This window comes from Kosakonia sp. H02 (assembly GCA_030704225.1).
GTDB lineage: Bacteria > Pseudomonadota > Gammaproteobacteria > Enterobacterales > Enterobacteriaceae > Kosakonia.
The window spans coordinates 1,278,177-1,303,333 of sequence record CP131915.1 but is presented as its reverse complement, the minus strand read 5'-3'; the positions used below and the strand labels follow the sequence as shown (position 1 = coordinate 1,303,333).

Annotated in this window: 21 protein-coding genes; 8 read left to right on the top strand and 13 right to left on the bottom strand. The window is 55.2% G+C overall.

The features are described from left to right. Positions 1-24 precede the first annotated feature (24 nt). The 3 genes from secB to cysE all read left to right on the top strand — a co-directional run bounded on the left by secB (position 25) and on the right by cysE (position 2,407). The gene (gene secB / locus Q5705_06135) at positions 25-492 is read left to right on the top strand and encodes a protein-export chaperone SecB (GenBank protein ID WLI78126.1); all 468 of its coding nucleotides are present in this window, start codon (positions 25-27) and stop codon (positions 490-492) included. Next, complete coding sequence (gene gpsA, locus Q5705_06130) at positions 492-1,502, top strand: NAD(P)H-dependent glycerol-3-phosphate dehydrogenase (GenBank protein ID WLI78125.1); 1,011 nt, start codon at positions 492-494, stop codon at positions 1,500-1,502. The genes secB and gpsA overlap by 1 nt, the downstream gene beginning before the upstream one ends. Positions 1,503-1,585: 83 nt before the next feature. Next, positions 1,586-2,407, top strand: a complete 822-nt coding sequence (gene cysE, locus Q5705_06125; protein ID WLI78124.1) for a serine O-acetyltransferase — start codon at positions 1,586-1,588, stop codon at positions 2,405-2,407. A gap of 110 nt (positions 2,408-2,517) precedes the next feature. Here cysE and trmL read toward each other — a convergent pair whose 3' ends face one another. From trmL to Q5705_06085, 8 genes are all read right to left on the bottom strand, one after another. Next, on the bottom strand, positions 2,518-2,991 hold the full coding sequence (gene trmL / locus Q5705_06120) for a tRNA (uridine(34)/cytosine(34)/5-carboxymethylaminomethyluridine(34)-2'-O)-methyltransferase TrmL (protein WLI78123.1): 474 nt from the start codon (positions 2,989-2,991) through the stop codon (positions 2,518-2,520). 63 nt (positions 2,992-3,054) lie between these two features. Then, positions 3,055-4,242 carry an FMN-dependent L-lactate dehydrogenase LldD gene (gene lldD / locus Q5705_06115; protein ID WLI78122.1) on the bottom strand — a complete coding sequence of 396 codons (1,188 nt, stop codon included), beginning with the start codon at positions 4,240-4,242 and terminating at the stop codon, positions 3,055-3,057. Further along, positions 4,239-5,015, bottom strand: coding sequence for a transcriptional regulator LldR (lldR, locus tag Q5705_06110; protein ID WLI78121.1), 777 nt, complete (start codon positions 5,013-5,015; stop codon positions 4,239-4,241). The genes lldD and lldR overlap by 4 nt, the downstream gene beginning before the upstream one ends. Then, positions 5,012-6,667 (bottom strand): L-lactate permease, encoded by a 1,656-nt coding sequence (gene lldP, locus Q5705_06105; GenBank protein ID WLI78120.1) that lies wholly within the window; start codon positions 6,665-6,667, stop codon positions 5,012-5,014. The genes lldR and lldP overlap by 4 nt, the downstream gene beginning before the upstream one ends. Before the next feature lie 263 nt (positions 6,668-6,930). Next, a complete protein-coding gene (locus tag Q5705_06100) occupies positions 6,931-7,293 on the bottom strand; it encodes a YibL family ribosome-associated protein (protein WLI78119.1) in 363 nt (120 codons plus the stop codon). A gap of 54 nt (positions 7,294-7,347) precedes the next feature. Beyond that, a complete protein-coding gene (gene mtlR, locus Q5705_06095; GenBank protein WLI78984.1) occupies positions 7,348-7,935 on the bottom strand; it encodes a mannitol operon repressor MtlR in 588 nt (195 codons plus the stop codon). After that, on the bottom strand, positions 7,935-9,098 hold the full coding sequence (mtlD, locus tag Q5705_06090) for a mannitol-1-phosphate 5-dehydrogenase (protein WLI78118.1): 1,164 nt from the start codon (positions 9,096-9,098) through the stop codon (positions 7,935-7,937). Before mtlD ends, mtlR begins: the two co-directional genes overlap by 1 nt. A 91-nt stretch (positions 9,099-9,189) precedes the next feature. Then, complete coding sequence (locus Q5705_06085; GenBank protein ID WLI78117.1) at positions 9,190-11,100, bottom strand: PTS mannitol transporter subunit IICBA; 1,911 nt, start codon at positions 11,098-11,100, stop codon at positions 9,190-9,192. A 750-nt stretch (positions 11,101-11,850) separates the two neighbouring features. Between Q5705_06085 and Q5705_06080 the strand changes: the two genes are divergently transcribed. Beyond that, complete coding sequence (locus Q5705_06080; protein WLI78116.1) at positions 11,851-12,168, top strand: class IIb bacteriocin, lactobin A/cerein 7B family; 318 nt, start codon at positions 11,851-11,853, stop codon at positions 12,166-12,168. 50 nt (positions 12,169-12,218) lie between these two features. On the opposite strand, the gene Q5705_06075 is transcribed toward Q5705_06080, so the two are convergent. Then, the gene (locus tag Q5705_06075) at positions 12,219-14,318 is read right to left on the bottom strand and encodes a peptidase domain-containing ABC transporter (GenBank protein WLI78115.1); all 2,100 of its coding nucleotides are present in this window, start codon (positions 14,316-14,318) and stop codon (positions 12,219-12,221) included. After that, a complete protein-coding gene (locus tag Q5705_06070; GenBank protein WLI78114.1) occupies positions 14,311-15,585 on the bottom strand; it encodes an HlyD family secretion protein in 1,275 nt (424 codons plus the stop codon). The genes Q5705_06075 and Q5705_06070 overlap by 8 nt, the downstream gene beginning before the upstream one ends. A 286-nt stretch (positions 15,586-15,871) precedes the next feature. Here Q5705_06070 and Q5705_06065 point away from each other — a divergent pair, with 286 nt between their 5' ends. The 4 genes from Q5705_06065 (at position 15,872) to Q5705_06050 (ending at position 20,392) form a co-directional block, all read left to right on the top strand. After that, on the top strand, positions 15,872-16,480 hold the full coding sequence (locus tag Q5705_06065; protein WLI78113.1) for a glutathione S-transferase: 609 nt from the start codon (positions 15,872-15,874) through the stop codon (positions 16,478-16,480). Between the two features lie 93 nt (positions 16,481-16,573). Beyond that, on the top strand, positions 16,574-17,950 hold the full coding sequence (selA, locus tag Q5705_06060) for an L-seryl-tRNA(Sec) selenium transferase (protein ID WLI78112.1): 1,377 nt from the start codon (positions 16,574-16,576) through the stop codon (positions 17,948-17,950). Then, positions 17,947-19,797 carry a selenocysteine-specific translation elongation factor gene (gene selB, locus Q5705_06055; GenBank protein WLI78111.1) on the top strand — a complete coding sequence of 617 codons (1,851 nt, stop codon included), beginning with the start codon at positions 17,947-17,949 and terminating at the stop codon, positions 19,795-19,797. The genes selA and selB overlap by 4 nt, the downstream gene beginning before the upstream one ends. A gap of 121 nt (positions 19,798-19,918) precedes the next feature. After that, complete coding sequence (locus Q5705_06050) at positions 19,919-20,392, top strand: 4Fe-4S dicluster domain-containing protein (GenBank protein ID WLI78110.1); 474 nt, start codon at positions 19,919-19,921, stop codon at positions 20,390-20,392. On the opposite strand, the gene Q5705_06045 is transcribed toward Q5705_06050, so the two are convergent. From Q5705_06045 to avtA, 3 genes are all read right to left on the bottom strand, one after another. After that, on the bottom strand, positions 20,384-22,102 hold the full coding sequence (locus Q5705_06045) for a POTRA domain-containing protein (GenBank protein WLI78109.1): 1,719 nt from the start codon (positions 22,100-22,102) through the stop codon (positions 20,384-20,386). The two genes, Q5705_06050 and Q5705_06045, sit on opposite strands and share 9 nt — an antisense overlap. Before the next feature lie 75 nt (positions 22,103-22,177). Then, positions 22,178-23,374, bottom strand: a complete 1,197-nt coding sequence (locus tag Q5705_06040; protein ID WLI78108.1) for a collagen-like triple helix repeat-containing protein — start codon at positions 23,372-23,374, stop codon at positions 22,178-22,180. A 385-nt stretch (positions 23,375-23,759) separates the two neighbouring features. After that, positions 23,760-25,058: a valine--pyruvate transaminase gene (gene avtA, locus Q5705_06035; GenBank protein ID WLI78107.1), complete on the bottom strand. Its 1,299-nt coding sequence runs from the start codon at positions 25,056-25,058 to the stop codon at positions 23,760-23,762. Positions 25,059-25,157 lie beyond the last annotated feature (99 nt).

The following is a 25,157-nucleotide window of genomic DNA, read 5'->3' as shown; positions in this document are numbered from 1 at the left end:
ACAACACTTAGGGGTTATGCACTTATGTCCGAACAAAACAACACCGAAATGACTTTTCAGATTCAGCGTATCTATACGAAAGACATTTCTTTCGAAGCGCCGAATGCGCCACATATTTTCCAGAAAGAGTGGCAGCCAGAAGTAAAACTGGATCTGGATACTGCCTCCACACAGCTGGCAGAAGGCGTTTATGAAGTGGTTCTGCGCGTTACCGTGACCGCTTCTCTGGGCGAAGAAACCGGCTTCCTGTGCGAAGTTCAGCAAGGCGGTATCTTCTCCATCGACGGTATCGAAGGAACGCAGATGGCGCACTGCCTGGGTGCATACTGCCCGAACATTCTGTTCCCGTATGCCCGCGAGTGCATCACCAGCCTGGTTTCCCGCGGTACTTTCCCACAACTGAACCTTGCACCGGTCAACTTTGATGCGCTGTTCATGAACTACCTGCAACAGCAGACTGGCGAAGGTGCCGAAGAACATCAGGATGCCTGATGAACGCACTTAATGCTGCAATGACTGTGATCGGTGCCGGCTCTTACGGCACCGCTCTTGCCATCACCCTGGCAAGAAATGGCCACCCGGTTGTGCTGTGGGGCCATGACCCAAAACATATCGCGACGCTGCAACACGATCGTTGCAACGTGGCGTTTCTCCCCGATGTGCCTTTTCCCGACACGCTCCAGCTTGAGAGCGATCTCGCCCGTGCGCTGGCTGCCAGCCGTAACATTCTGGTTGTCGTACCCAGCCATGTCTTTGGCGATGTGCTGTCGCAAATCAAACCGCTGATGCGTGATGACGCGCGCATTGTCTGGGCGACAAAAGGGCTGGAGGCGGAAACCGGGCGTCTGTTACAGGACGTGGCGCGTGAAATTTTAGGCCCGACGATCCCGCTGGCGGTGATTTCCGGCCCGACATTCGCAAAAGAGCTGGCGGCGGGACTGCCGACGGCAATTTCGCTGGCTTCCACCGATCCGCAATTTGCGGAAGATCTTCAGCAGCTTCTCCACTGCGGCAAAAGTTTCCGTGTCTATAGCAACCCGGATTTCATCGGCGTGCAGCTTGGTGGCGCGGTGAAAAACGTGATTGCGATTGGCGCGGGGATGTCTGACGGTATCGGCTTTGGCGCAAATGCCCGCACGGCGTTAATCACTCGTGGCCTGACGGAAATGTCGCGTCTTGGCGCGGCGCTCGGTGCAGATCCTGCCACCTTTATGGGCATGGCAGGCCTGGGCGATCTGGTGCTGACCTGTACCGACAACCAGTCGCGCAATCGCCGTTTCGGCATGATGCTGGGTCAGGGTATGGATGTGCAAGGTGCCCAGGACAAGATTGGTCAGGTGGTTGAAGGCTACCGCAATACCAAAGAAGTGCGCGCCCTGGCGCAGCGGTTTGGTGTCGAAATGCCAATAACCGAGGAAATTTATCAGGTATTGTATTGCGGAAAAAATGCGCGCGAGGCAGCATTGACCCTGTTGGGCCGTGCGCGTAAGGAAGAGCAATAACCGGCGGTTCGCTGGGGATTTCTTAAACATCACGTTGAGGCTGGCAAAGACCAGCCTTCCTGTTATTTCGTCTGGAGTATGTAATGCCGTGTGAAGAACTGGATCTGGTCTGGAACAATATCAAAGCCGAAGCCCGCGCGTTGGCGGACTGTGAACCCATGCTGGCCAGTTTTTATCACGCAACCTTACTCAAGCATGAAAACCTTGGCAGCGCGCTGAGCTATATGCTGGCCAACAAACTGGCCTCGCCCATCATGCCCGCAATTGCCATTCGTGAAGTGGTGGAAGAGGCCTACGCGGCCGATCCGGAGATGATTGCGTCTGCCGCTTGTGATATCCAGGCCGTGCGCACGCGTGACCCGGCGGTAGATAAATACTCGACGCCACTGCTCTATCTGAAAGGCTTCCACGCATTGCAGGCTTACCGCATTGGTCATTGGCTGTGGTATCAAGGCCGCCAGGCGCTGGCGATTTTTCTGCAAAACCAGGTGTCGGTCAGCTTCCAGGTGGATATTCACCCGGCGGCGACAATCGGTCGCGGCATCATGCTCGACCACGCCACCGGCATTGTGGTGGGTGAAACCGCTGTTATTGAAGATGACGTGTCGATTCTCCAGTCGGTCACCCTTGGCGGGACCGGCAAAACCAGCGGCGATCGCCATCCGAAAATCCGCGAAGGTGTGATGATTGGCGCCGGGGCGAAGATCCTCGGCAATATTGAAGTGGGTCGCGGCGCGAAAATCGGCGCGGGCTCCGTGGTGTTACAACCGGTGCCGCCGCATACCACCGCCGCAGGCGTTCCGGCGCGTATCGTCGGTAAACCCGAAAGCGATAAACCGGCGATGGATATGGATCAGCACTTTAATGGTGTTAATAACGGGTTTGAATACGGCGACGGCATCTAATTTCTGGCTATTTTACTCGCCAGAAAGCGCGGTAGGTTGATGCATTTGCCATACTACCCGTAGGCCGGATAAGCGCAGCGCCATCCGGCAATTCCACACCAACTACCTCATCAGCTGCGCAACACCGCGCCGGAATAACCGAGCTGGCGCCAGGCTTCATACACCACCACTGACACCGCATTTGACAGATTCATGCTGCGGCTGTCCGGCATCATCGGAATACGGATCTTCTGCTCCGGCGGCAGCGCATCAAGAATGGTCGCGGGCAGGCCGCGGGTTTCCGGGCCAAACATCAAATAATCCCCATCCTGAAAACTGACAGCGCTGTGCGCAGGCGTGCCTTTGGTGGTGAGCGCAAACAGGCGTTGCGGCTGTGCGGCGGCAATAAACGCTGCGTAATCAGCATGGCGCTGCACAGCCGCAAATTCGTGGTAATCCAGCCCGGCCCGGCGCAGGCGCTTATCATCCCAGGTAAAACCCATCGGTTCGATAATATGCAGGCGAAAGCCGGTGTTAGCGCACAGGCGAATAATATTCCCGGTATTGGGTGGGATCTCTGGTTCAAATAAAACAATGTTAAGCATGCAGCCCCCTTAATAGCGGGGGCAGAATAGCACTCTCGCCCAGGGCGGCGAGAGGATTTTTTCTTACGCCGCGTCGCCGTGCGTCAGCGGTGCCAGCGCGGCAGGGATCTCGCTCTGCGCTTGTACCAGGGACGCTTTACTGATTTCACGGATAGATTTCGCGCCGGTCAGCGTCATCGCCACTTTCATCTCTTTCTCAATCAGATCCAGCAGATTCGCCACGCCCTGGCGGCCGTGGGTCGCCAGCGCATACAGATACGCGCGACCGAGCAGAACCGAATCCGCGCCGAGGGCAATCATACGCACCACATCAAGACCGTTACGGATCCCGCTGTCCGCCAGAATCGTAATATCGCCCTTCACCGCATCAGCAATTGCTGGCAGCGCCCGCGCCGAAGAGAGCACGCCATCAAGCTGGCGGCCACCGTGGTTAGAAACCACAATGCCGTCCGCGCCAAAACGCACCGCGTCGCGAGCGTCTTCAGGATCGAGGATCCCTTTGATCACCATCGGGCCGTCCCAGAACTCGCGGATCCACTCGAGGTCTTTCCAGGAGATGGATGGATCGAAGTTATTCGCCAGCCAGCCAATATAGTCTTCAAGCCCGGTTGGCTTACCGAGATAGGCCGAAATATTACCCAGGTCGTGCGGTCGCCCGTTAACGCCGACATCCCATGCCCATTGCGGATGGGTAACTGCCTGCCAGTAACGGCGCAGGGCGGCGTTTTGCCCGCTCATGCCGGAATGGGCGTCGCGATAACGCGCGCCGGGAGTGGGCATATCGACAGTAAATACCAGCGTTGAACAGCCCGCCGCTTTTGCGCGCTCCAGCGCGTTACGCATAAACCCGCGATCGCGCAGTACATACAGCTGGAACCACATCGGGCGCTTGATCGTCGGGGCCACTTCTTCAATCGGACAGACGGAAACCGTCGATAGCGTAAACGGAATGCCTTTCGCATCCGCCGCGCCAGCGGCCTGCACTTCGCCGCGTCGGGCATACATGCCGCACAGCCCTACCGGCGCAAGCGCGACGGGCATCGACAATTTTTCATTAAACAGCGTGGTTTCGAGACTGAGGTCGGACATATTTTTCAGCACCCGCTGGCGCAGCGCGACCTGTGATAAATCCTCGACATTGCGGCGCAGCGTATATTCGGCATAGGCACCGCCGTCGATATAGTGGAACAGGAATGGCGGCAGTACGCGTTTTGCCGCCGCGCGGTAGTCGCTGGCTGCGGAAATAATCATGCTTTTTTCTCCCTCGAATGAGTGTGCTGCTCGCCGGGCAGGCGGGTAATTCGCGCCTGGCGGGCTCTTTCTTCGTCGAACTGGCGAATCGTGGTATGGACGAAAGCGAGGTGCGCCATCATCGCCTGGCGCGCACCGTCGGCATCGCCCTCAAGAATGGCATTCATCACGGCGCGGTGTTGCTCCGTAAGCTGCGCGAAAACGGGGGGCACAAGATACATGCGCTGGCGGCTCTGTTTTACCGACGATTGCAGCAGATCGAAGAAACCGCGCATCGTTTGCAGCAGTACTACGTTATGCGAGGCTTCGGCGATCGCCAGATGGAAACGCACATCCGCCTGCGACGCCAGGTCCGGGTCGTCCGACTGCGAGGCTTCAAAGCACAGCGCAATCTTCTCTTTATCGGCTTCTGTTGCCCGCATTGCCGCATGCCACGCGGTGCTGGCTTCAATGGCGTGGCGCGCTTCCAGAATATCGAAGCTGTAATCCGGGTCGTCATTAAGCAGCGTTTTCAGCGGCTGGACAATGTTTTGCTCCGACCAGTCTTCATGTTGCCAGCGCACAAACGTGCCGCCACCGCGGCGGCTTAACAGCAGACCTTCACTGACCAGCTTCGCCAGCGCTTCGCGTAATGAATTGCGCGATACGCCAAGCTGCACGGCGAGCTGGCGCTCGGCGGGCAACTTCATGCCCGCTTCCAGTTGTTGCTCTGCAATCAGCGCCCGCACGCGGTCAGCGACCTCGTCTGTCAGGCGTCTGGGTAACACTTTCATGGGATCATCCACGTAAGGACATATGCCTGAAGTGTAGTAATTACCCCCACCATGCAGGTGAAAATCAGGCTGTGTTTTACCGTAAAGCGGAACAGATCCGACTCTTTACCGACCAGGCCCACCGCCGCACAGGCAATGGCGATCGACTGCGGCGAAATCATCTTCCCGGTCACGCCGCCGGTGGTATTGGCCGCCACCATCAGTACGTCCGAAACGCCAATCTGTTGGGCTGCCGTGGCTTGCAGGGCGGCGAACAGTGCATTCGACGATGTATCTGAACCGGTAAGAAACACACCCAGCCAGCCGAGGAAGGGCGAGAAGAAGGTGAACGCGCTGCCGGTGTGCGCCAGCGCTAAGGCCAGCGTCGACGACAGCCCCGAATAGTTGGAGATAAAGGCGAACGCCAGCACCATACCGATAGAGTAAATCGGCAGCGCCAGTTCTTTCAGCGTGCTGGCAAAAGTACTAACCGCCTCTCTGGGTTTCATCTTCAGCCAGATAATCGACAGGATCGCCGCAAACAAAATGGCGGTGCCGGTGGCGGAGAACCAGTCGAATTTATACACCGCTGCGTAAGGCGTGGCGGCACTGACCACCGGCGGCATGCGTGCAACCAGCTTATCGAGGTGCGGCACAGAGAGATTAAACACCCAGTCGTACAGGGCACCGCCCGGTACAAACATTGCTTTGAACGGCGGCACGCTCCACAGCGTCACGGTGGCGGTAAGAAACAGGAACGGCGACCAGGCTCGCAGGATCTGCCCGCCGCTGTATTTCGTGCGCTGCAAATCAAGGTCAACCTGCGAGGCACCCATATCACCAAAGCGGAAAATACGCACCGGCTTCCAGCGTTTAAGGAATAGCGTCAGGCACACCAGCGAAACCAGTGACGAGATAATGTCCGGCAGTTCCGGGCCAATAAAGTTAGAACTCAGATACTGGGCAATGGCGAACGAACCGCCCGCTACCAGCACCGCAGGCCAGGTCTCTTTCACCCCGCGCCAGCCGTCCATAATCGCCATGATCCAGAACAGCACGATAATGGTCAGGAACGGTAACTGGCGGCCAACCATCTGACCGATTTCAAAGCTGTCCAGCCCGGTCACCTGGCCGGCAACCAGAATCGGGATGCCCATCGCGCCAAATGCCACCGGCGCGGTATTGACGATCAGACACAGGCCAGCGGCATACAGCGGGTTAAAACCGAGTCCAACCAGCAACGCTGCGGTGATCGCCACCGGCGCGCCAAACCCTGCGGCCCCTTCCAGAAATGCGCCAAAAGAGAAGCCGACAATCAGCATTTGCAGGCGCTGGTCCGGCGTAATAGAGAGGATGGAAGAACGAATGATGTCGAACTGACCGGTTTTGACGGAAATCTTATACACAAATACGGCGGCAATGATTATCCAGGCTATTGGCCACAGGCCATAGAAAAAGCCATACACCACCGAGGCCAGCGCGTTATCCACCGGCATATCGTAAAACAGCAGCGCCACGGCAAGGGCGATGGCGACGGTCCAGCTGGCCGCAACATAGCCTTTCAGCTTGAGCTTTATCAGCGCGAAAAAGAAAAACAGGATCGGCAGCGATGCGATCAGGCTGGAAAGCCAGAGGTTGCCAGCCGGGTCATAATTCTGTTGCCAGAGATTCATGCAGGTCTCCTGAGAACCACCGCAAAACCGGTGAGCGATAAGTCTGCGCTTAGCTCTGCCTCACAAGTTTTGTAAAAGTGGCCCTGCCAGTACAGTTGTGTAGGGTTTGTGATAACGAATGGTTATCTAAATGTTGCGGAGTGGCAATGGAGGTGTGACGAGATTTAATGAATCTGTGAAGCGCGGAGAAAAAGCAGGCGCAATTGGTAGGGCCAATTAAGGCAGCCCCGGCGCGATAAACGCCAAGGGCTGTAAAAGCGGGATTAGAACTCGCTGTTGGCGAAGCCGGTCATGGCATCAAGACCCATTTCGCGACCCAGCGCCGTCATCGGGTGAACCACCACCAGGCCACGCACGCTTTTCTTCAGCTTGCCAAGATCAGCCTGCTCTTTCTTGGTGATCGCACGGCGAAAGCGCATTTGCGTTAACTTCTGCGCTTCTTTGCTCAGCTTCTGGCCGTACTGTTCGCGCAGGCGGGCAATTTCAGTTTCCAGCGTGGTTTTCTCTTTTTCCAGCTCGGCGTATTTGTCCGCGGCTTCAACTAAAGAGAGGTCCGCCTGCTGGTGGCGGATGGCGTCGAGACGGTCGCTCAGACGTTTGATTTCGTTTTTTTCGACTTCTTTCATGGTGCTCAGTTTTTTTCAGGGGAAAGTGCAAGGATACAACACTTCAGGAAAGGATTACTTCTGGAATGCTTTTTTTAAGCTGATTCGGGAAATCAGTTCGGTCAGCGACAGGACCATGGTTGAGCGCACCACCTGCTGGTAGCGCTGTTTTTGCATCGCGTAAAGATCGGCATCGCTGGTATCAAACACCGGCATCGGCGGCAGGGCAGCAACGCAGTGTAGCTCGCCAAACGGCCCGAGGATCTCATCATCGGTAAACGCGTATTCCGTACCGTCGTGATTCAGCTCTTCACGCAGCGCCATCAGCAACTCCGCGTCTTCGTACTCGTGACGGGAAATGACCCCAAGGCCGTAAATCAGCTTTAAACGCACGGACAAGTTGCCCAGCGGCCCATCTCCGTCAAGCAGCGGCTCTACAGCATATTTCACCGCGTAGTCATCTTTGCGAAACACCTGTAGCACCAGAATATTGATAGCTTCGTTGAGCAATTCAACGGCAGCAATCAAAAAACTTCGCACGGTTTTGCCCGCATTCAGACGCTCGAGTACGCGGTTTTCGAAAGCCTGCGTTTGTTCCATTATTGCCTGCATATCTGACAATTTCGTTAGCTGGCGCGGGGTGTCCCGCGCCAACGTCGGCATCATGCCTTGGTGTTATAAGCGTTGACGGCTTCGTTTACGACCGGGCTATTTGCATCCAGGCCAGAGACCTGCGCCAGCGCCGCTTGCGGGCCTTTCTCTTCGATAAGCTGAGCCAGTTCCTGAGCCTGCGGATCCTGCTCGCTGCGATAATGCATCGCGGCGGCAATCCCTTTTACCAGGTTGGCGTGGGGCAGGTTGTATTCCAGCGTGCCGAGCAGCGGTTTAATCAGGCGATCGCCTGCGCTCAGTTTACGCAGCGGCTGGCGACCTACGCGCTCAACATCATCTTTCAGATAGGGGTTCTCAAAACGGCCGAGGATTTTCTGAATGTACGCAGCATGTTTGTCGGCATCAAAGCCATAACGCTTGATCAGCACCGCACCGCTCTCTTCCATTGCGCCTTTTACTACCGCGCGGATGGATTCATCCAGGATAGCGTCGCGAATGGTTTGATGACCGGTCTGTTTGCCAAGGTAGGCGGTAATCGCATGGCCGGTATTCAGAGTAAAGAGCTTGCGTTCAACAAATGCCATCAGGTTATCGGTTAATTCCATACCCGGAATGTTCGGCAGTGTGCCTTTGAACTGGGTTTTATCAACAATCCACTCGCTGAAGGTTTCAACGGTCACTTCCAGCGGATCGTTCGTGGCGGATTCAGACGGCGGAACGATGCGGTCAACGGCAGAATCGACAAAGCCAACGTGCTCTTCAACCCAGGCTTTGTCGGCGTCTGCCAGCGCGGCAATCACGTGGCCTTTCAGTTGCGTTGTGCCGCGCACCATATTTTCACAGGCGATAATGTTCAGCGGGGTGTTTACGCCCTGCGCTTTACGTTTTGCCAGACCTTTGGCAATCGCCGGAGCGATGCGTTCCAGTACCACCGGGCCAACGGCGGTGGTAATCAAATCAACTTGCGCAATCAGGTCGACAACTTCGTCGCCGATGCTGCTGACAGCATTGACACCGGATACGGTATCGACCTGCTCTTTTTCACCAACAACATGAACCTGATAGCTATGACGGGCATTCAGGGCATCGAGAACCACCTGATTCACATCGGCGAACGTCAGTTTAATCCCCGCGTCGGCCAACAGCTTGCCGATAAAGCCACGTCCGATATTACCTGCGCCAAAATGTAATGCTTTCATAGTATTAACCTTCATTAATGTTTTTACCCGAGAGGGCTGGGGTGAGGAACCGCTTGCATTTCCCCTCACCCGAGCCCTCTCCTCCGAAGAGGAGAGAGCGTGGGGCTTACTTGTTCAGCAGCGCCAGCACTTCATCAACGCTGGTTGTCTGGGAGAGACGTTCGATAATCGTCTCATCATCCAGCGCGTTGGTCAGGCTGGTAATCACCTGAATGTGCTCATTATTGCGCGCCGCGATGCCGATCACCAGACGGGCGATGTCATCTTCGTCTTCGCCAAAACGAACACCTTGCGGGTACTGGCAGAACACAACGCCGGTTTTCAGCACGCGATCTTTCGCTTCAACGGTGCCGTGCGGTACGGCGATAGACTCACCCAGATAAGTCGGGGTCAATTTTTCACGTTCCAGCATGGCGTCAACATATTCCGGTTGAACGTAGCCGCCTTTAACCAGTTGCTCACCGGCAAAACGGATGGCTTCTTCTTTGTGGCTCGCTGCGCAGCCCAGGAAGATGTTTTCTGCACCCAGTTTAAACAGATGGCTGTTGGATGCATCAAAGCTGTCTTGCAGGCTGCTGTTGACCTTTGTTTCGTTGTCCGTGTGGCGCTGTGCGGCAACCAGACGTTCAGTCAGGCCGGTGTACAGGCCGCTGTCGAGGAAGTTGGTCAGGGAAATATGCTGTGCTTGCGGTGCCTGGCGCATGGCGCGTTCGGTCAGATCGCGGTGGGTAATCACCAGATCAACGTCCGACGGCAGGCTGTTAATCGCGCTGTTGGTCACGGAGATGTTGGTCAGACCCGCATCCTGGACTTTTTTGCGCAGTACGCCTGCACCCATGGCGCTGGAACCCATACCGGCATCACAGGCAACGATGATTTTACGTACGTGGCTCAGATCGTTGGTCACGTCGCCCGCTGCCAGCGGGGTTGCGCCTTTAGACTGGGCTTTCATGTCCTGCACACGACGGGTTGCAGCTTCGATATCATCCTCTTCTTCTTTCACTTTGCTGGTTTTCAGCAGGATAGAAGCAATCACAAAGGAGACAATCAGCGCGGCAAAGATAGCCGTCAGGTTAGCGAAGTACGCGCCTTTCGGCGTCATTGCCAGCACTGCCAGGATAGAACCCGGAGAAGCCGGAGAAACCAGGCCGCCATTCAGCACGCTCAGCGTGAACACGCCAGTCATACCGCCGAGGATCACGGCGAGCAGCAGACGCGGGTTCATCAGCACGTACGGGAAGTAAATTTCATGGATACCACCCAGGAAGTGGATGATAGCCGCGCCGCCAGCAGACTGTTTAGCGCTGCCGCGACCAAAGAACATGTACGCCAGCAGAACGCCCATACCCGGACCCGGGTTCGCTTCAATCAGGAAGAAGATGGACTTGCCGATATCATGAGACTGCTGAATACCCAGCGGCGAGAAGATACCGTGGTTGATGGCGTTGTTGAGGAACAGGATTTTCGCCGGTTCAACAAAGATAGACGCCAGCGGTAGCATGTCATGGACAACCATGAAGTTAACGCCGGCTGCCAGGATTTTGGACAGGACTTCAACCGCCGGGCCAATGCCGAGGAACGCCAGAATGGCGAGGATCATACCGATGATGCCAGCGGAGAAGTTGTTCACCAGCATTTCGAAACCGGATTTGATCTTACCGTCCACCAGCGCGTCAAATTTCTTGATGCAGTAGCCGCCCAGCGGGCCTGCAATCATTGCGCCGAGGAACATCGGCATATCCGCACCGACGATAACACCCATTGTGGTGATCGCGCCGACGACACCGCCGCGATCGCCGCCAACCAGACGACCACCGGTAAAACCGATGAGCAACGGCAGCAGATAAGTAATCATTGGACCAACGAGTTTCGCCAGCGTCTCGCTTGGTAACCACCCTGTAGGAATAAACAATGCGGTGATGATCCCCCACGCGATAAACGCGCCGATATTAGGCATCACCATATTGCTGAGAAAACGACCAAAGCTTTGCACTTTGATCTTGATATCGGATGACATAAAACACCCCTTCTTATGTTTGCTATCGCACAGGCCGGAAGCCCGAGGTTTGTTGTTAACGAGGCGGCAGAGGTAGCCGGACCTGGGTTATCTGTGACGCGAAATCTCGCACCATATCGTTCACCTGTCCAGATGGTGCACATAAGTGTGATTTAGATCACGCCAGAACAGGGGGTAGCCTGTCACTTAGCGTGATATTGATCACAAAAAGTCCGTGTAAAAAAAGTACAAAGCGCAAAACCTAAGCGTTACAGGCCCATAAGTGTGATGTTATTCACATTTAACGGCTGTTACTTTGTTATTTATTTGTGATCTAAGTCACAAGTTATTTTTTCGAGAAAATTCTGAATGTGATCCGCAGCAAATTGTACATTTTGCAATCAGCATGCTTGTAATTCTCTTTCACTGTTTGCAAAGGTAATCATCCTGGGTAAAGAACTTTGCATTCTGATGAATCGGCCTGGAAAAAATGCGCAGCCCTTATCGGCTCTATGTTTATACGCGTTTGTGTTTTTTTTGTTCTATTTCAATCCATTAAGTAAAAGTAATAATTAGTTCCTGGTTTATAAAAAATAAAGATACATGAATTATCCTTTCGGTAAATATATTAAAGGTGAGTGCAAATCTTATATGAATAATTAAATGTAATTATGCTTGCGAGGCAAAAGAAATATTAATTGAAACCAGTTGATACACTTGGTAATAATTAACGCGTTTAGTCGTAATCACACTAAAAAAGGAGCTGTAATAATGCGTGAATTGAATAAAGTTGAACTGGAAGAAGTCAATGGCGGTATTGGCCTCGGTTTCGGACAGGAAGCAGGCGGTATGCTGGGCGGTGGCATCGGCGCGATTGTTGACTGGGCCAATGGTAAAAACACAGGTGCTGCTATCGCTGGCGGCGCGCTGGGTGCGGGCATCGGCGCTATCGTTGATGCAAGCATTGCGGGTGCGACGTCTGTTGCTGAATGGGGTGTAGGTCTGGGTGGTTATATCGCCAGCACCGTGGGTAAAGGTATTTCCGATATTGGCAATGCAATTCTGGGTCTTTTCAACCCGTCTAAATAAGTTACCTCTTTAATTAAAAGCACCGCTTTTTTAAGCGGTGCTTTTATTTTTTATAACGCGATGATCCGGTCGGCGAGTTTTATGGTTGATTCCCGGTGAGCAATAATAATTCGTGTAATGTTCAAACGCTTAATTGCCTGATTAACATACTCTTCGCTGACACTATCCAGCGCGCTGGTGGCTTCATCCATAAAAATAATTTTAGGCCTGCGGTAAAGTGCGCGAGCAATAAATAAACGCTGCTTTTGCCCGCCCGATAACCCTTCACCCAGTTCACCAATCAGCGTTTCATAACCCATCGGCATTTGCATAATCACATCATGGATGTAGCCCGCTTTCGCACACTCGACCATCCAGCTATCGTCCATCTGCTCCATAAAACCGCAGATATTCTCGCGGATGGAGCCTGAAAAAAGCCGGTCCTCCTGCATCACGGTGGCAATCATCTTATGGTAGTTATTAACCCCGATTTGCTGAATGTCGGTACCATTGGCCATCACCACACCGGCATCCGGCGTCGATAAGCCGCAGAGCACTTTCATCAAGGTGGTTTTCCCGATCCCCGATGGCCCGGTTATCGCCACACTTTCGCCCGCACTGATGCTCATGGTCAGATTGTGAAATACCGGTGCTGACTGGCTATCATACCGGTAGCTCAGGCCGCGCGTTTCCAGCGCTATTGCTCCGTTTTCTTCGTTAATCGCCATATCCGGCTTGCTGGCTTCCTGCTCATTCAACGCAATATCAGCGATACGTTCGTTATGCAGGCTCATCATCCGAAGCTGGAGTAAAAAGTTCGTCAGGGACGATACGCGATCGGAGAATTGCCCGCGGAATACGCCGAACGCCACAAACATGCCGATAGTCATCTGGTTGCCAACCACAAGGCTGGCGCCCAGCCACAGGATCACCACCTGATCGCAGGCGGTAATAAAGGTGTTGATCCCGCCAAACAGCAGTTCCATTTTATTAACTTTAATGCCGGTGTTGATGGCATCGATTTTCAGATTCAGCCAGTGTGCGCCGCGGCGTTCGGCCATCCCTTGCATCTTCACCGTCGCAATGCCGTACAGCGTCTCCATAAAGTAGGAGGTCGCGCGGGCATTTTTGATCAGCGTCTCTTCCGAAAGCTGGCGATAGTAGCGGTAGGTCAGCAGGCGAATCAGGACATACACAGAGGTAAAGCCGAGCACTATCCACGTCAGCCAGTTGCCATAAAGAACCAGCATAATCAGCACGCCAATCACCATTACGCCGTCGATAATGGCGCCCACCACGCTTGTGGTAAACGTCGTGCGTAGCGAATCGAGCGAAGCAAAACGGGAATGGATATCGCCCATTCTGCGCCGTTCAAAATAGCCCAGCGGTAACTGCAATAAATGACGAAACAATCCCGATTGCCACTGCACATCAATAAGTGTGCCCATCACTAATGATGTCCAGGCGCGCAGCATCCCAATGGCAGAGCGCAGCAGAATAAAGAACATTAATCCTGCGCAGATAAGTGTTAACAGTCCGCGATCGCCTGCGGGAATAGCGTGGTCCATCACCAGTTGGGTGCCGATGGGCATCACAAGGTTGATGCTCTCAATCACCACCGACAGGCAGAACACTTTAATCAGCGTGGCTTTCAAACCATGCACGCTGCCGATCAGCGTTTTCAGGCTCAGTTTGTTTTTCACCGTTTCGGCTTTGAATTCGCTCCCCGGCCAGACTTCAAGCGCGACGCCGGTAAAATATTGCGACATCTCAGCCAGCGCCACGGTTCTGCGCCCGCGGGCAGGGTCATGGATCACAAAGCGGTTGCCGCGCACGCTCACCAGCACCACAAAATGGTTAAAGTCCCAGTGCAAAATACAGGGCGTTTTCAGTGCGCTAATCTCATGCAATTCGAGCGTTAGCGCCCGGCTCATCATCCCCAATTGCGATGTGACGCCCGTGAGTCCACCGAGGGTGGCTCCCCGCGCAGAGAGGTTGAACTGTTGGCGCAGTGAAATCAGGTCGATATTTTTGCCGTAGTAGCCACAAATCATTGCCAGGCAGGCCAGCCCGCACTCTGAGGATTCCGTTTGATGTACAACGGGTATTTTCTGGCGCAGCCCCAAATCCAGTTTGCTAATAATGGCCCGAAACGTCATTTTCTTAAGCATTGATTGGCCCCGTTATGCTGTGTTTCATGTCGTAGAACGGCGAAAGCATCCATTGGTATATTTTCCTTTTCTCCAGAAACAGGGTGATCTGCGCTTTCATGCCGTTTTCCAGCGCCATGCTTTTTCCTGCGTAATCAATGCGTTGTTTATCGAGTTTGACCAGCACTTTGTAATAAGGCACGGCCATTCCTTGCGTGTTCTGCGGCGCGCCGTGGTAGCTCGCCATTTCCTGATGAGAGGCGGGCGTTTTCGCAAGAGAGGTAATAGTGGCGGGAAATTGGCCAAATTTTTCGGCGGGAAACGCCTCGTAGCGGACATTCACTCTATCGCCGCGGGAAATATACGGCAGCGCGTCATTGGGTACCCAAACCACCAAATAATGTTCCGTAATTTTCTCTGGCAAGATCTGCGCCAGGCTATCGCCTGGATTGACCATCTGACCCACGGTCACGCTGAGCGAATCAATTTTCCCGGCGGACAGCGCCCGCACGATCACCTCGCCATTGGCATCCGTATTCACCAACTCTTTGCGCAATTCATAACGCTGCAATTCCAGTTCATTAATTCGGTTATCAAACTCGGTCGCCTGAGTCTGGATCTGGCTGGTAAGGGAATTAACCTGTAATGCGTTCTGCTCATTCTGCCCGCTGAGGTTAAGAAAATTATTTTGTTGTTGATAATAAAGAGCGACCTGGTTGGTTAATTGATCTTTATTAATTAATCCCCGTGCGTGGTAATGGCGATAGTTATCCATATTCTCTTTGAGGATTTTTATTCCCTCTTCGGCGCGTTTGATAATTTCTGTCGAGCGTGCCAGCGCATCGGAATATTGGTTCTTTTGCTGACCCAGCGCCGTAAGCGTGGTTTTTTTATTCGCTTGCAAAAGGGCAATCATCTCATCCAGACGCGTTAACTGGCTGGCTATCTCGTTTCGCTGATTCTCATTGACAATACCGTTGCGGGTACTTTTGCTGACATCAATCAGATAAACCGGGTCGCCTTTTTTAATGTCTTGCCCACCGGAAACAAATTGCTTCACGACAAAGCCCTGAACGCCAGATGAAATATTAATGGCGCGAGGCCAGGTAGTTATTTCCCCGGTCACATTGACTCGCCGTGTATAGGTTCCGGTGGTGACAAATAACAAAAAGGCCACCATAAAAAGCGTGCAGCCGGTTATTGTTAGCCAGGCCGGAATACCGGGAAGCAAAATTGCGCGCCCGCGCCATCGCATTTTTCTATTTTCTAATGCTTGCTGTCGAAACATCTCAACCTTTCCTTAGTGACAAAACGATCCTTTCTCCTGGCATTACAGGATAAGTTTTTTATTAATTAATGGTGCTGAAATGGGGTTCTTATTTCTCTAATGAATATATGTATAAATAAGATTATTTAGCCGGCCTGATAATACTGAACTGCCCTCTAATTCTGAAAATATTTTTAATTCTTCGACCATTATTACCAGGCATGTGCAACAGCAACGGCCTGTACAAACATCACGCTTCACGTACACTCTTTTTTATCTCTGCGGTGAAACCTGAAAGGACAAGGCAATGAAACTGATCGGCAGCTACACCAGCCCTTTTGTACGTAAAATCTCCGTGATACTGCTGGAAAAAGGCATCACCTTCGAATTTATTAACGAACAGCCTTATAACGCCGTTAACAGCGTCGGGCAGTACAATCCGCTTGGCAAAGTCCCGGCGCTGGTGACCGATGACGGCGACGTCTGGTACGACTCGCCGATTATCGCCGAATACATTGATTTGCTGGGCATTGAACCGGCCATGCTGCCCTCTGATCCCAAAGCGGCGCTGAAAATTCGCCAGCTTGAAGCCCTGGCCGACGGCATTATGGATGCCGCGCTGGTCTCCGTGCGTGAACTGGCGCGCCCGGTTGAGCAACAATCGCAAACGGAGCTACTGCGCCAGCGCGAAAAAGTGACGCGCGGGCTGGATGCGCTGGAAAGCTACCTGAAAGACGGCACGCTCAGCGTCGACGCCCTCAATCTGGCGACCATTGCCATTGCCTGCGCCATTAGCTATATCAACTTCCGCCATGTTTCGCCGGGCTGGTGCGTTGACCGCCCGCTGCTGGTGAAACTGGTGGAAAACCTGTTCCAGCGCGAGAGCTTCGCTCGCACGGAACCGCCAAAGGCGTGATAAGCCATATGTCCGCTTGAGGAAAGTCGCTGTACAATCCCCTCATGTCAAATCCCCTGACGGGAGGGGATAAACCCACAGCCGGGCCTTTTCATGACAACTCTTTATAGCCAGATCCCATCGACCGATCGCCTGTTACGTGACGAGGCGTTCGCCACGTTATTAACCACTTACGGCCACAGCCGCGTAACGCAAACCCTGCGCCAGTTGCAGGACGAGGCGCGTGAGCAGATTCGCCACGCCCAGACCTTGCCCGACTGGTGCGAAAACTGGGCGCAGGCGGTACTCGCGCGTCTGGAGCAGGACAACAGCCGCGCGCTGCGCCCGGTATTTAACCTCAGTGGCACGGTGCTGCACACTAATTTAGGTCGGGCGGTACAGTCGCAGGCGGCTATCGAGGCGGTCACGCAGGTGATGGGCTCGGCAGTAACGCTCGAATACGATCTCGACGGTGCCGGGCGCGGGCATCGCGATCGCGCGCTGGCGGATTTACTCTGCCAGTTAACCGGCGCGGAAGATGCTTGCATCGTCAACAACAACGCGGCGGCGGTGTTATTGATGCTGGCGGCAACGGCGGCGGGGCGCGAAGTGGTGGTTTCTCGCGGCGAGCTGGTGGAAATTGGTGGTGCGTTTCGCATCCCGGATGTCATGCGTCAGGCCGGTTGTGTGCTGCACGAAGTTGGCACAACCAACCGCACGCACGCCAAAGATTACCGTCAGGCTATCAACGACAACACCGCGCTGCTGATGAAAGTCCACACCAGCAATTACCATATTGACGGTTTCACCAAAGCGGTGGATGAAGCGGAGCTGGTGGCGCTGGCGCAGGAAGCGGACCTGCCAGTGATTGTCGATCTCGGCAGCGGTTCGCTGGTGGATTTAAGCCTCTACGGGTTGCCGAAAGAGCCGATGCCGCAGGCGCTGATTGCCGCCGGTGTCAGCCTGGTAAGCTTCTCCGGCGATAAGCTGCTCGGTGGCCCGCAGGCCGGGATTATTGTCGGCAACAAAGCGCTGATTGCACAGTTGCAGCAGCACCCGCTAAAACGCGCGTTGCGGGCAGATAAAATGACGCTGGCGGCGCTGGAAGCCACCTTGCGACTCTATCTGCACCCGGAAAAACTGGCTGAAAACCTGCCGACGCTGCGTTATCTCACGCGACCAGAAGCGGAGATCCACACGCAGGCGCAGCGCTTATGCAGCGCACTGGCGGCGCGTTATCCCGAATTTGCGCTGCGTGTGGAGCCGTGCTTATCGCAAATCGGTAGCGGTTCGTTGCCGGTTGAACGTCTGCCTGGCGCTGCGTTAACCTTCACCCCCCATGACGGCAGTGGCCGTCGGCTGGAGGCGCTGGCGACACAGTGGCGGGCGCTGTCGCAGCCGGTTATTGGCCGTATTTATGATGGTCGCCTGTGGCTGGACTGCCGCTGTCTTGATGATGAATCCCGCTTGCTGGAGATGTTGCTGAAATGATTATCGCCACTGCCGGGCATGTGGACCACGGCAAAACGACCCTGATTGAAGCCATAACTGGCGTAAATGCCGATCGTTTGCCGGAAGAGAAACGCCGCGGCATGACCATCGATCTCGGCTATGCCTATTGGCCGCAGCCGGACGGCCGCGTGCCGGGCTTTATTGATGTGCCGGGGCACGAAAAATTCCTTTCCAATATGCTGGCGGGTGTTGGCGGCATCGATCACGCGCTGCTGGTGGTGGCCTGTGACGATGGCGTAATGGCGCAGACCCGCGAGCATCTGGCGATTTTGCAGTTAACCGGTAACCCGGCGCTGACCGTAGCGCTGACCAAAGCCGATCGCGTGGATGAGGCGCGCATCGCGCAGGTGCGTGAAGAGGTGCAAAGCACCTTGCAGACCTTTGGTTACCCGCAGGCGACGCTGTTTGTCACGGCCGCCAGCGAAATGCGCGGTATCGACGAACTGCGTGAGCATCTGTTGCACCTGCCGGAGCGCGCGCACCCGGAGCATCAGCGTTTTCGCCTGGCGCTGGATCGCGCGTTTACGGTGAAAGGCGCGGGGCTGGTGGTTACTGGCACCGCGCTTTCCGGTGATGTGCGTGTGGGTGATACGTTGTGGCTCACCGGCGTGAACAAGCCGATGCGCGTGCGTGGTTTGCACGCGCAAAACCAGCCCGTGGACCATGCTCATGCCGGGCAGCGTATTGCGCTGAATATTGCCGGGGATGCCGAGAAAGAACAGCTCAACCGTGGCGACTGGCTGTTAGCACAACAGCCGCCGGAGCCGAGCGAGCGCGTGATTGTCGCGGTGCAAAGCCATACACCGCTGACCCAGTGGCAGCCTTTGCATATTCACCATGCCGCCAGCCATGTGACCGGGCGCGTGTCGCTGCTGGAAAACAATCTGGCGGAGCTGGTGCTGGATACGCCGCTGTGGTTGGCCGATAACGACCGGCTGGTGCTGCGCGATATCTCTGCGCGCATAACGCTTGCCGGCGCGCGCGTGGTAACGCTGAACTCACCGCGTCGCGGCAAACGCAAAGTCGATTATTTGCAGTGGATTGCGGACCTGGCGCAGGCCGCAGACGATGCGCAGGCGCTGTCGGTGCATTTATCGCGCGGCGCGGTCTCTCTCACGGAGTTTGGCTGGGCGCGCCAGTTGGGCGCCATCGGGCTGGAGGCGTTGCTGGCGAACCCGCACTTTATTCGCGCCGGTAACAACCTGCTGGATGCGCCCGTCGCGGCACGCTGGCAGCGCAAATTGCTGGAAACTCTGGCAACGTATCATGAGCAGCATCGCGATGAGCCGGGGCCGGGGCGCGAGCGCTTACGGCGTATGGCCTTGCCGATGGAAGACGACGCGCTGGTGTTAACGCTGATTGAGCGCATGCGTGAAAACGGCGATATCCACAGCCACCACGGCTGGCTGCATCTGCCGGAACATAAAGCGGGCTTTAGTGATGAGCAGGTGCAGTTGTGGCAAAAAGTGGCTGCGTTATTCGGTGATGAACCCTGGTGGGTGCGCGATCTGGCGCGGGAAACCGGTGTCGATGAGCAGGTCATGCGCGGTGTATTGCGCCAGGCGGCGCAGCAGGGGCTGATCACGGCGATCGTCAAAGACCGCTATTACCGTAACGATCGCATTATTACTTTTGCCAGCATGATCCGCGATCTGGATCAGGCGCGCGGCTCCACCAGCGCGGCAGATTTCCGCGATACGTTAAATGTCGGGCGTAAACTGGCAATCCAGATCCTCGAATATTTTGATCGCATTGGTTTTACCCGCCGCCGTGGCAACGACCATATCCTGCGCGACAAAGCCCTATTCATTAACGAAAAGGGATAAGGCATTTCGCCAGAAAGGGTCAGGCGAATGACCAATCTGGCGATTTCCCCTGCCGTGATCAAAGCGCGATAACGGTTTTTTCTGGCACTCTCGCTTTTTTGGTCGTCAGGCGGAGCAGAGAATGAACCGATTTATCATTGCCGATCCGGCAAAGTGCATAGGCTGTCGTACCTGCGAAGTGGCCTGCGTGGTATCGCACGAAGCGAATCAGGACTGCTCAGGCATAAAACCCGCTACCTTTTCTGCCCGTATTCGCGTGGTGAAAACCGGCGCATTCTCCACGGCGGTCACCTGCCATCACTGTGAAGACGCGCCCTGTGCCAATGTCTGCCCGGTCGGGGCCATTCACCGGGCGCAAGGCGCGGTGATCGTTGAACAATCCCGCTGTATTGGCTGTAAAAGCTGCATGATTGTCTGCCCGTTCGGCGCAATGGATGTCACGGTGGTGAATGACCGGGCGCAGGCGCTGAAGTGCGATCTGTGCCAGCACCGCGACAGCGGCCCGGCCTGTGTGGAAGCTTGCCCGACCAGTGCCCTTCGCTGCGTAAACCCGGGGCAACTGCGCGAGACACGCCTGCGCAGCCAGTTAGTGTAAATCGTTAAAATTCCATGTCACCGTCAGGCTGTAACGCCAGCTACGTTTGTCGCTGTCGAACGGCTTATCGCCGGTGGGCCGCGCGGCCTCGAGCGTCAACGAATAGTGGCGATCATCACCAAACATCACCCCGGCGGCGACAGAGCTTAACCGTTGTTGCCGGTAACCCGGCTGGTTGTACCGGGTGCGGGCGCTGTCAGCCAGCAGGTAAGGCTGCACCGTTGCCAGCCATTGGCTCTCTTTGCGTTGGTGCAGATAGCGCAGTTCCACCTGGCCGCCGTAGCCATAATCTCCACTGGCTTCGCCATCCTGGTAACCGCGCCCGAAACGCTGCGCGCCAAAGCTGGCGCGTTCTGCTTCCGGCAAATTGCTGGCAGACCAGTTGCCTTCCAGAGACGTCGATAAACGCCATGTTTCTGCGGGCAACCATGCGGCGTCAACGGTGCCTTTCCAGCGGGTAAAATTGACATCGGTGCCGCTGCCGGCCGTGGTATCGGCTCCGGCTCCCTCAATGCCTTTGCGCAGCGTCAGGCTGCCCGCCACGCTTGCATTCTCAAAACCGCGAAAGCCATTTACCCCCAGTTCAACCGCCGGATAGCGGGTGTGCTGATTCTGCTCGCCCAGGCTGAGGGTTTGCCCGAAGCCGCGCGCACGCAGGCGGTAGTCATTACGCCGGTCGGTGTAATCCACGCCGCCTGACAGGTTGATCTGCTTCTGCCGGGTCAGCAGCAACGGGTAGCCAAAAGTCACACCGCCGGTGTATTGCGTGGCTTTTTGCCGGGCATCGACCGCAATGCCGCCAGGTAAAACGAGCAGGGGATCGTAATCGTGCGGATCATCGCGATAAAAGCTGCCTTTCACCTGCATGGTCAGCCCTTCGTCGTTAAGAAACTGTTGGTAGTTGAGGCCGAGATAGCGCTTCTCGTTGCTGTTATCTAGCGGCAGAAAAGTGGCGACGCCAAGCTGATCGCCATAGCTCGTAAGATTGCTTAACGAGCCGTTTACCAGCGCCAGGTTCTGCCCTTTGCGCGCATCCAGCGTCGACGAGAGATCCCAGAGATGCGGCTGCGTGGCGGTGGCTTGCATCACGGCCGCGCCGTAAATATTTTTCGGTAACTGCGCGCTGACATCGACTTTGCTGCCGGGCGTGCGCGTCATCAACTGGCTGTAACGGTCAAAGCTGTCCTGTGCGAGCGGCTTTTCCGCCATCACCTTTTTCGCCAGCCTTTTCAGGCGTTCTGCGCTGTTGGCGTTGTCGCTTTGGATATTACTGCGCGCGATATAGCCTTCCACCAGCACGATTTTTATCGTGCCGTCGTGAAAATTGTTATCCGGTAACCAGGCGTAAGAGAGCGGGTAACCGTCCTGGCGGTAGCGCGCGGTGATGTCATTGGCAAGATCGATAATGGTTTTCAGCGGTACGGTTTTGTTGGCATAGGGCGCAAAGGGAGTCAGCAGCGACTCCAGCGGGTAAACCGTGCCGCCGATAAACTGAATATGTTTCACCAATACCGGCGTCTCCGGGGTCAATTGGCTTTCAGGTTTAGCGACCGTCACGGCCGGGGCGGGCGCAGGGTTCGTGTTCGGTTCAGGAATATTCCTCGAGGGTTTTGCTGGGTTGGCTGTATCGACAATCGATGGCAGCGTATCGGCGCGGGCAATAGCCAGCAGGGCAGTGCACAGCACTGCGGCGCAAAGTGGGCGTTTCATCACGTCGTCCCTTAGAGATCACGCAAAAGTGTTGCGGTAAAAACGTGCCCCCAAACGGGGGCACAAAAGCGCTGACTACTGAGCCGGTTTTAGAATGCCGCCAACCAGGCCGGTTAATCCGCCCGTCGGGCTGGTGGTGGTTCCACTGGTGCTGGTGGTGTTATTGGTGGTGACGCCTGCGGTTAATCCCGCCGTCAGGCTATTCACGGTGGTGTTCACATTGGCCAGAAGACCGGTTTTATTCGCGCCTACCGATGCATCAGCCGAGATACCGCCGCTGGTGGTGCCCGACGAGGTGGTTGCTGGTTTCACCAGCCCGCCAACATCGGTCACCGTTTGACCGACATTTTTCACCACCTGCCCAACGCCATTCAGGGCGGTATTACTGCCGCTGATATTGGTGCCAACGCCGCTGACGCCATTGCCTACCGTGGTCAGCAGGTTATTGACTGGCGTGCCAAGCCCGGTTTTTGTGCCAACGCCTTGCGTCACGCGCTCTACGCCGCCCACGGTGTTATTTACCAGCGTGGTTGTTCCGGTGGTGACGCGCGCCACATCGGGGCTGGCGATCACACTGGTGAGGGAGTTGCCGGTGGTGCTCACTACCTGGCCGGTGCTATCGACGATCGCACCCGCTGCGGCGGTAACCGGGCTGAGGCGAGAATTCGCCGTGGTGCTGGCTAAATGAGTACCCACCCCGGAAACGGTATCCCCGACCACGGCGAGGGTGTTGGTGGTGCCTTGCAGAGTGGTGCCGACGCCGTTCGGGTTATTCGGGTCGCCAATGCCGGTTGCTACGCCGTCGCCGGCCGTTTCAACTGCGCCACCCAGGCCGCTGACGGTAGTGGAAACCGTTGAGGTAACCGGGTTGTCGTTCGGAAGCTGGCTGCCAAGGCTGGAAAGCGTGCCCCCGACGGTGGTGACGGTAGAACCGGTGTCGCTGAGCAGGGTGCGCACGGCGGTTGTGGACGCGGTGGTTGAACCGCCATTTCCGCCGTCTGTCCCGCCATTTCCATCCGTCCCACCGGTCCCGCCTGTTCCGCCGGTTCCACCTGTGCCGTCCGTGCCGCTATTGTTGCCGGTGCTGCCATTCCCGGCAGTATTACCATCAGAACCGCTTCCGGTAGAGCCGGAGGAGTCCGTGCCGGTTGTGGGGTTATTTTTGGCCGACGAATGTGACCCACCGCCACTTCCGCTACAGGCTGATAATGAGCATGCAAGAAGTACCGCCACCGCAATTACGCTGAGGTGGTTTTTTTTATTAGTAGCCATACTGATACTCCACAGAATAAAACGCCGGACGGCGTAATAAACAGTGTAAATCGTATTTCCAGACCGGCAATATTGACCTGTTAATATTTGGCAAAAACTTGCAAAATTATGATTATTCCTAAAGGTGAAACGCGATGAAATAATATATTTCTTTATTTTCAGTGTGATATGTATTTGTGTTTTTGTGTGTTGTGGATATTTGGTCTGTTTTTGTTAACAAATGAAATATATTTTCACCCACGCCATTAATAAAAATACCTGTTTTATCTTTGTCTTTTTCAATATATCCATGAAAAAACAGCGGGCTATTCTATTAACCACAAAATTTGTGAAGTTAATTTGGGGGCAATAAAAAAGCCATCCTGAAGATGGCCTGGGGTTATTTTCAGGCGCTGTGTTCTTGCCAGGCTTTTTCTATCTCTTCGGCCAGGATTTTAACCCCGGCTTCGATCATCGCCGGTTCCGGCACATAGTTCATGCGCATGCACTGGTGGGTGTGCGGCCAGGGTTTATCCAGCCCAGGGAAGAAGTAATCGCCCGGCACCATCAGCACGCCGCGCTTTTTCAGGCGCTGATAGAGCAGCTCGGTGCTGATCGGCAGGTCTTTAAACCACAGCCAGAGAAAAATCGCCCCTTCCGGTTTGTGGATCAGGCATCGCTCAGGCGGTAAATAGCGGCGCAGAGTGGCGATGGTTTCCTGCACCCGCTGGTAATAAAACGGCTTAATCACCTCTTCAGACAGGCGCAGCAGATCTTTACGCTGGATCATCTCGCACATCATCGCCGGGCCGATACCGCCCGGCGCCAGGCTGATAATGCCATTCATATTACGGATGGCGGAGATAACTTTATCATTGGCAATGATGATGCCGCAGCGGCTGCCCGGCAGGCCCAGCTTCGACAGGCTCATGCACAAAATGATATTCGGGTTCCACAGCGGGCGCGCTTCGCTAAAGATAATGCCGGGGAAAGGCACGCCGTAGGCATTGTCGATAACCAACGGAATAGCGTGTTGATTTGCCAGCACGTCCAGCTTCATCAACTCTTCATCGGTGATGACATTGCCGGTCGGGTTGGTCGGGCGCGAGACGCAAATCATCCCCGTCTCTTCGCCAATATGCAGATGTTCAAAATCGACGTGATACTTAAACTGACCGTCGGGTAACAGCTCAATGTTCGGGCGCGCGGAGACGAACAGATCCTCTTCCAGCCCGGAATCCGCGTAGCCTATGTATTCCGGGGCCAGCGGGAACAACACTTTTCGGGTGCTTCCATCGGCGCGACGGCCGGCAAACAGATTGAACAAGTAGAAAAACGCGCTCTGGCTGCCATTTGTCAGTGCAATATTCTGCGGCTCAATATCCCAACCTAATTCTTCGCGCAGCATCGCGGCCAGCGCGGTTAATAGCTCGGTTTTGCCCTGCGGACCGTCATAATTGCACAGCGCATCAGTCGCTTTGCCGCTTTCCAGCATCTCTGCGAGCAGATTGTGGAAGTAGTCGGTCATCGCCGGAATTTGCGCCGGGTTTCCACCGCCAAGCATGATTGCGCCAGGTGTGCGTAAACCGTCGTTAAGATCCTCCATCAGGCGCGTAATGCCTGAGTGGCGGGTAAATTTGTCGCCGAAAAGTGAAAATGTCATCGCTACTGCTCTGTCGGGCTTCTGGTCAAAGTGGCTAACCATAGCGCTCCCAACGGCGCGGTGCAAATCGCCTTCCGACGGCGTTTATCGACGTTAATGCTTAATGTCGGTTGATTGTCAGCATAATCACCTAAGATTTGC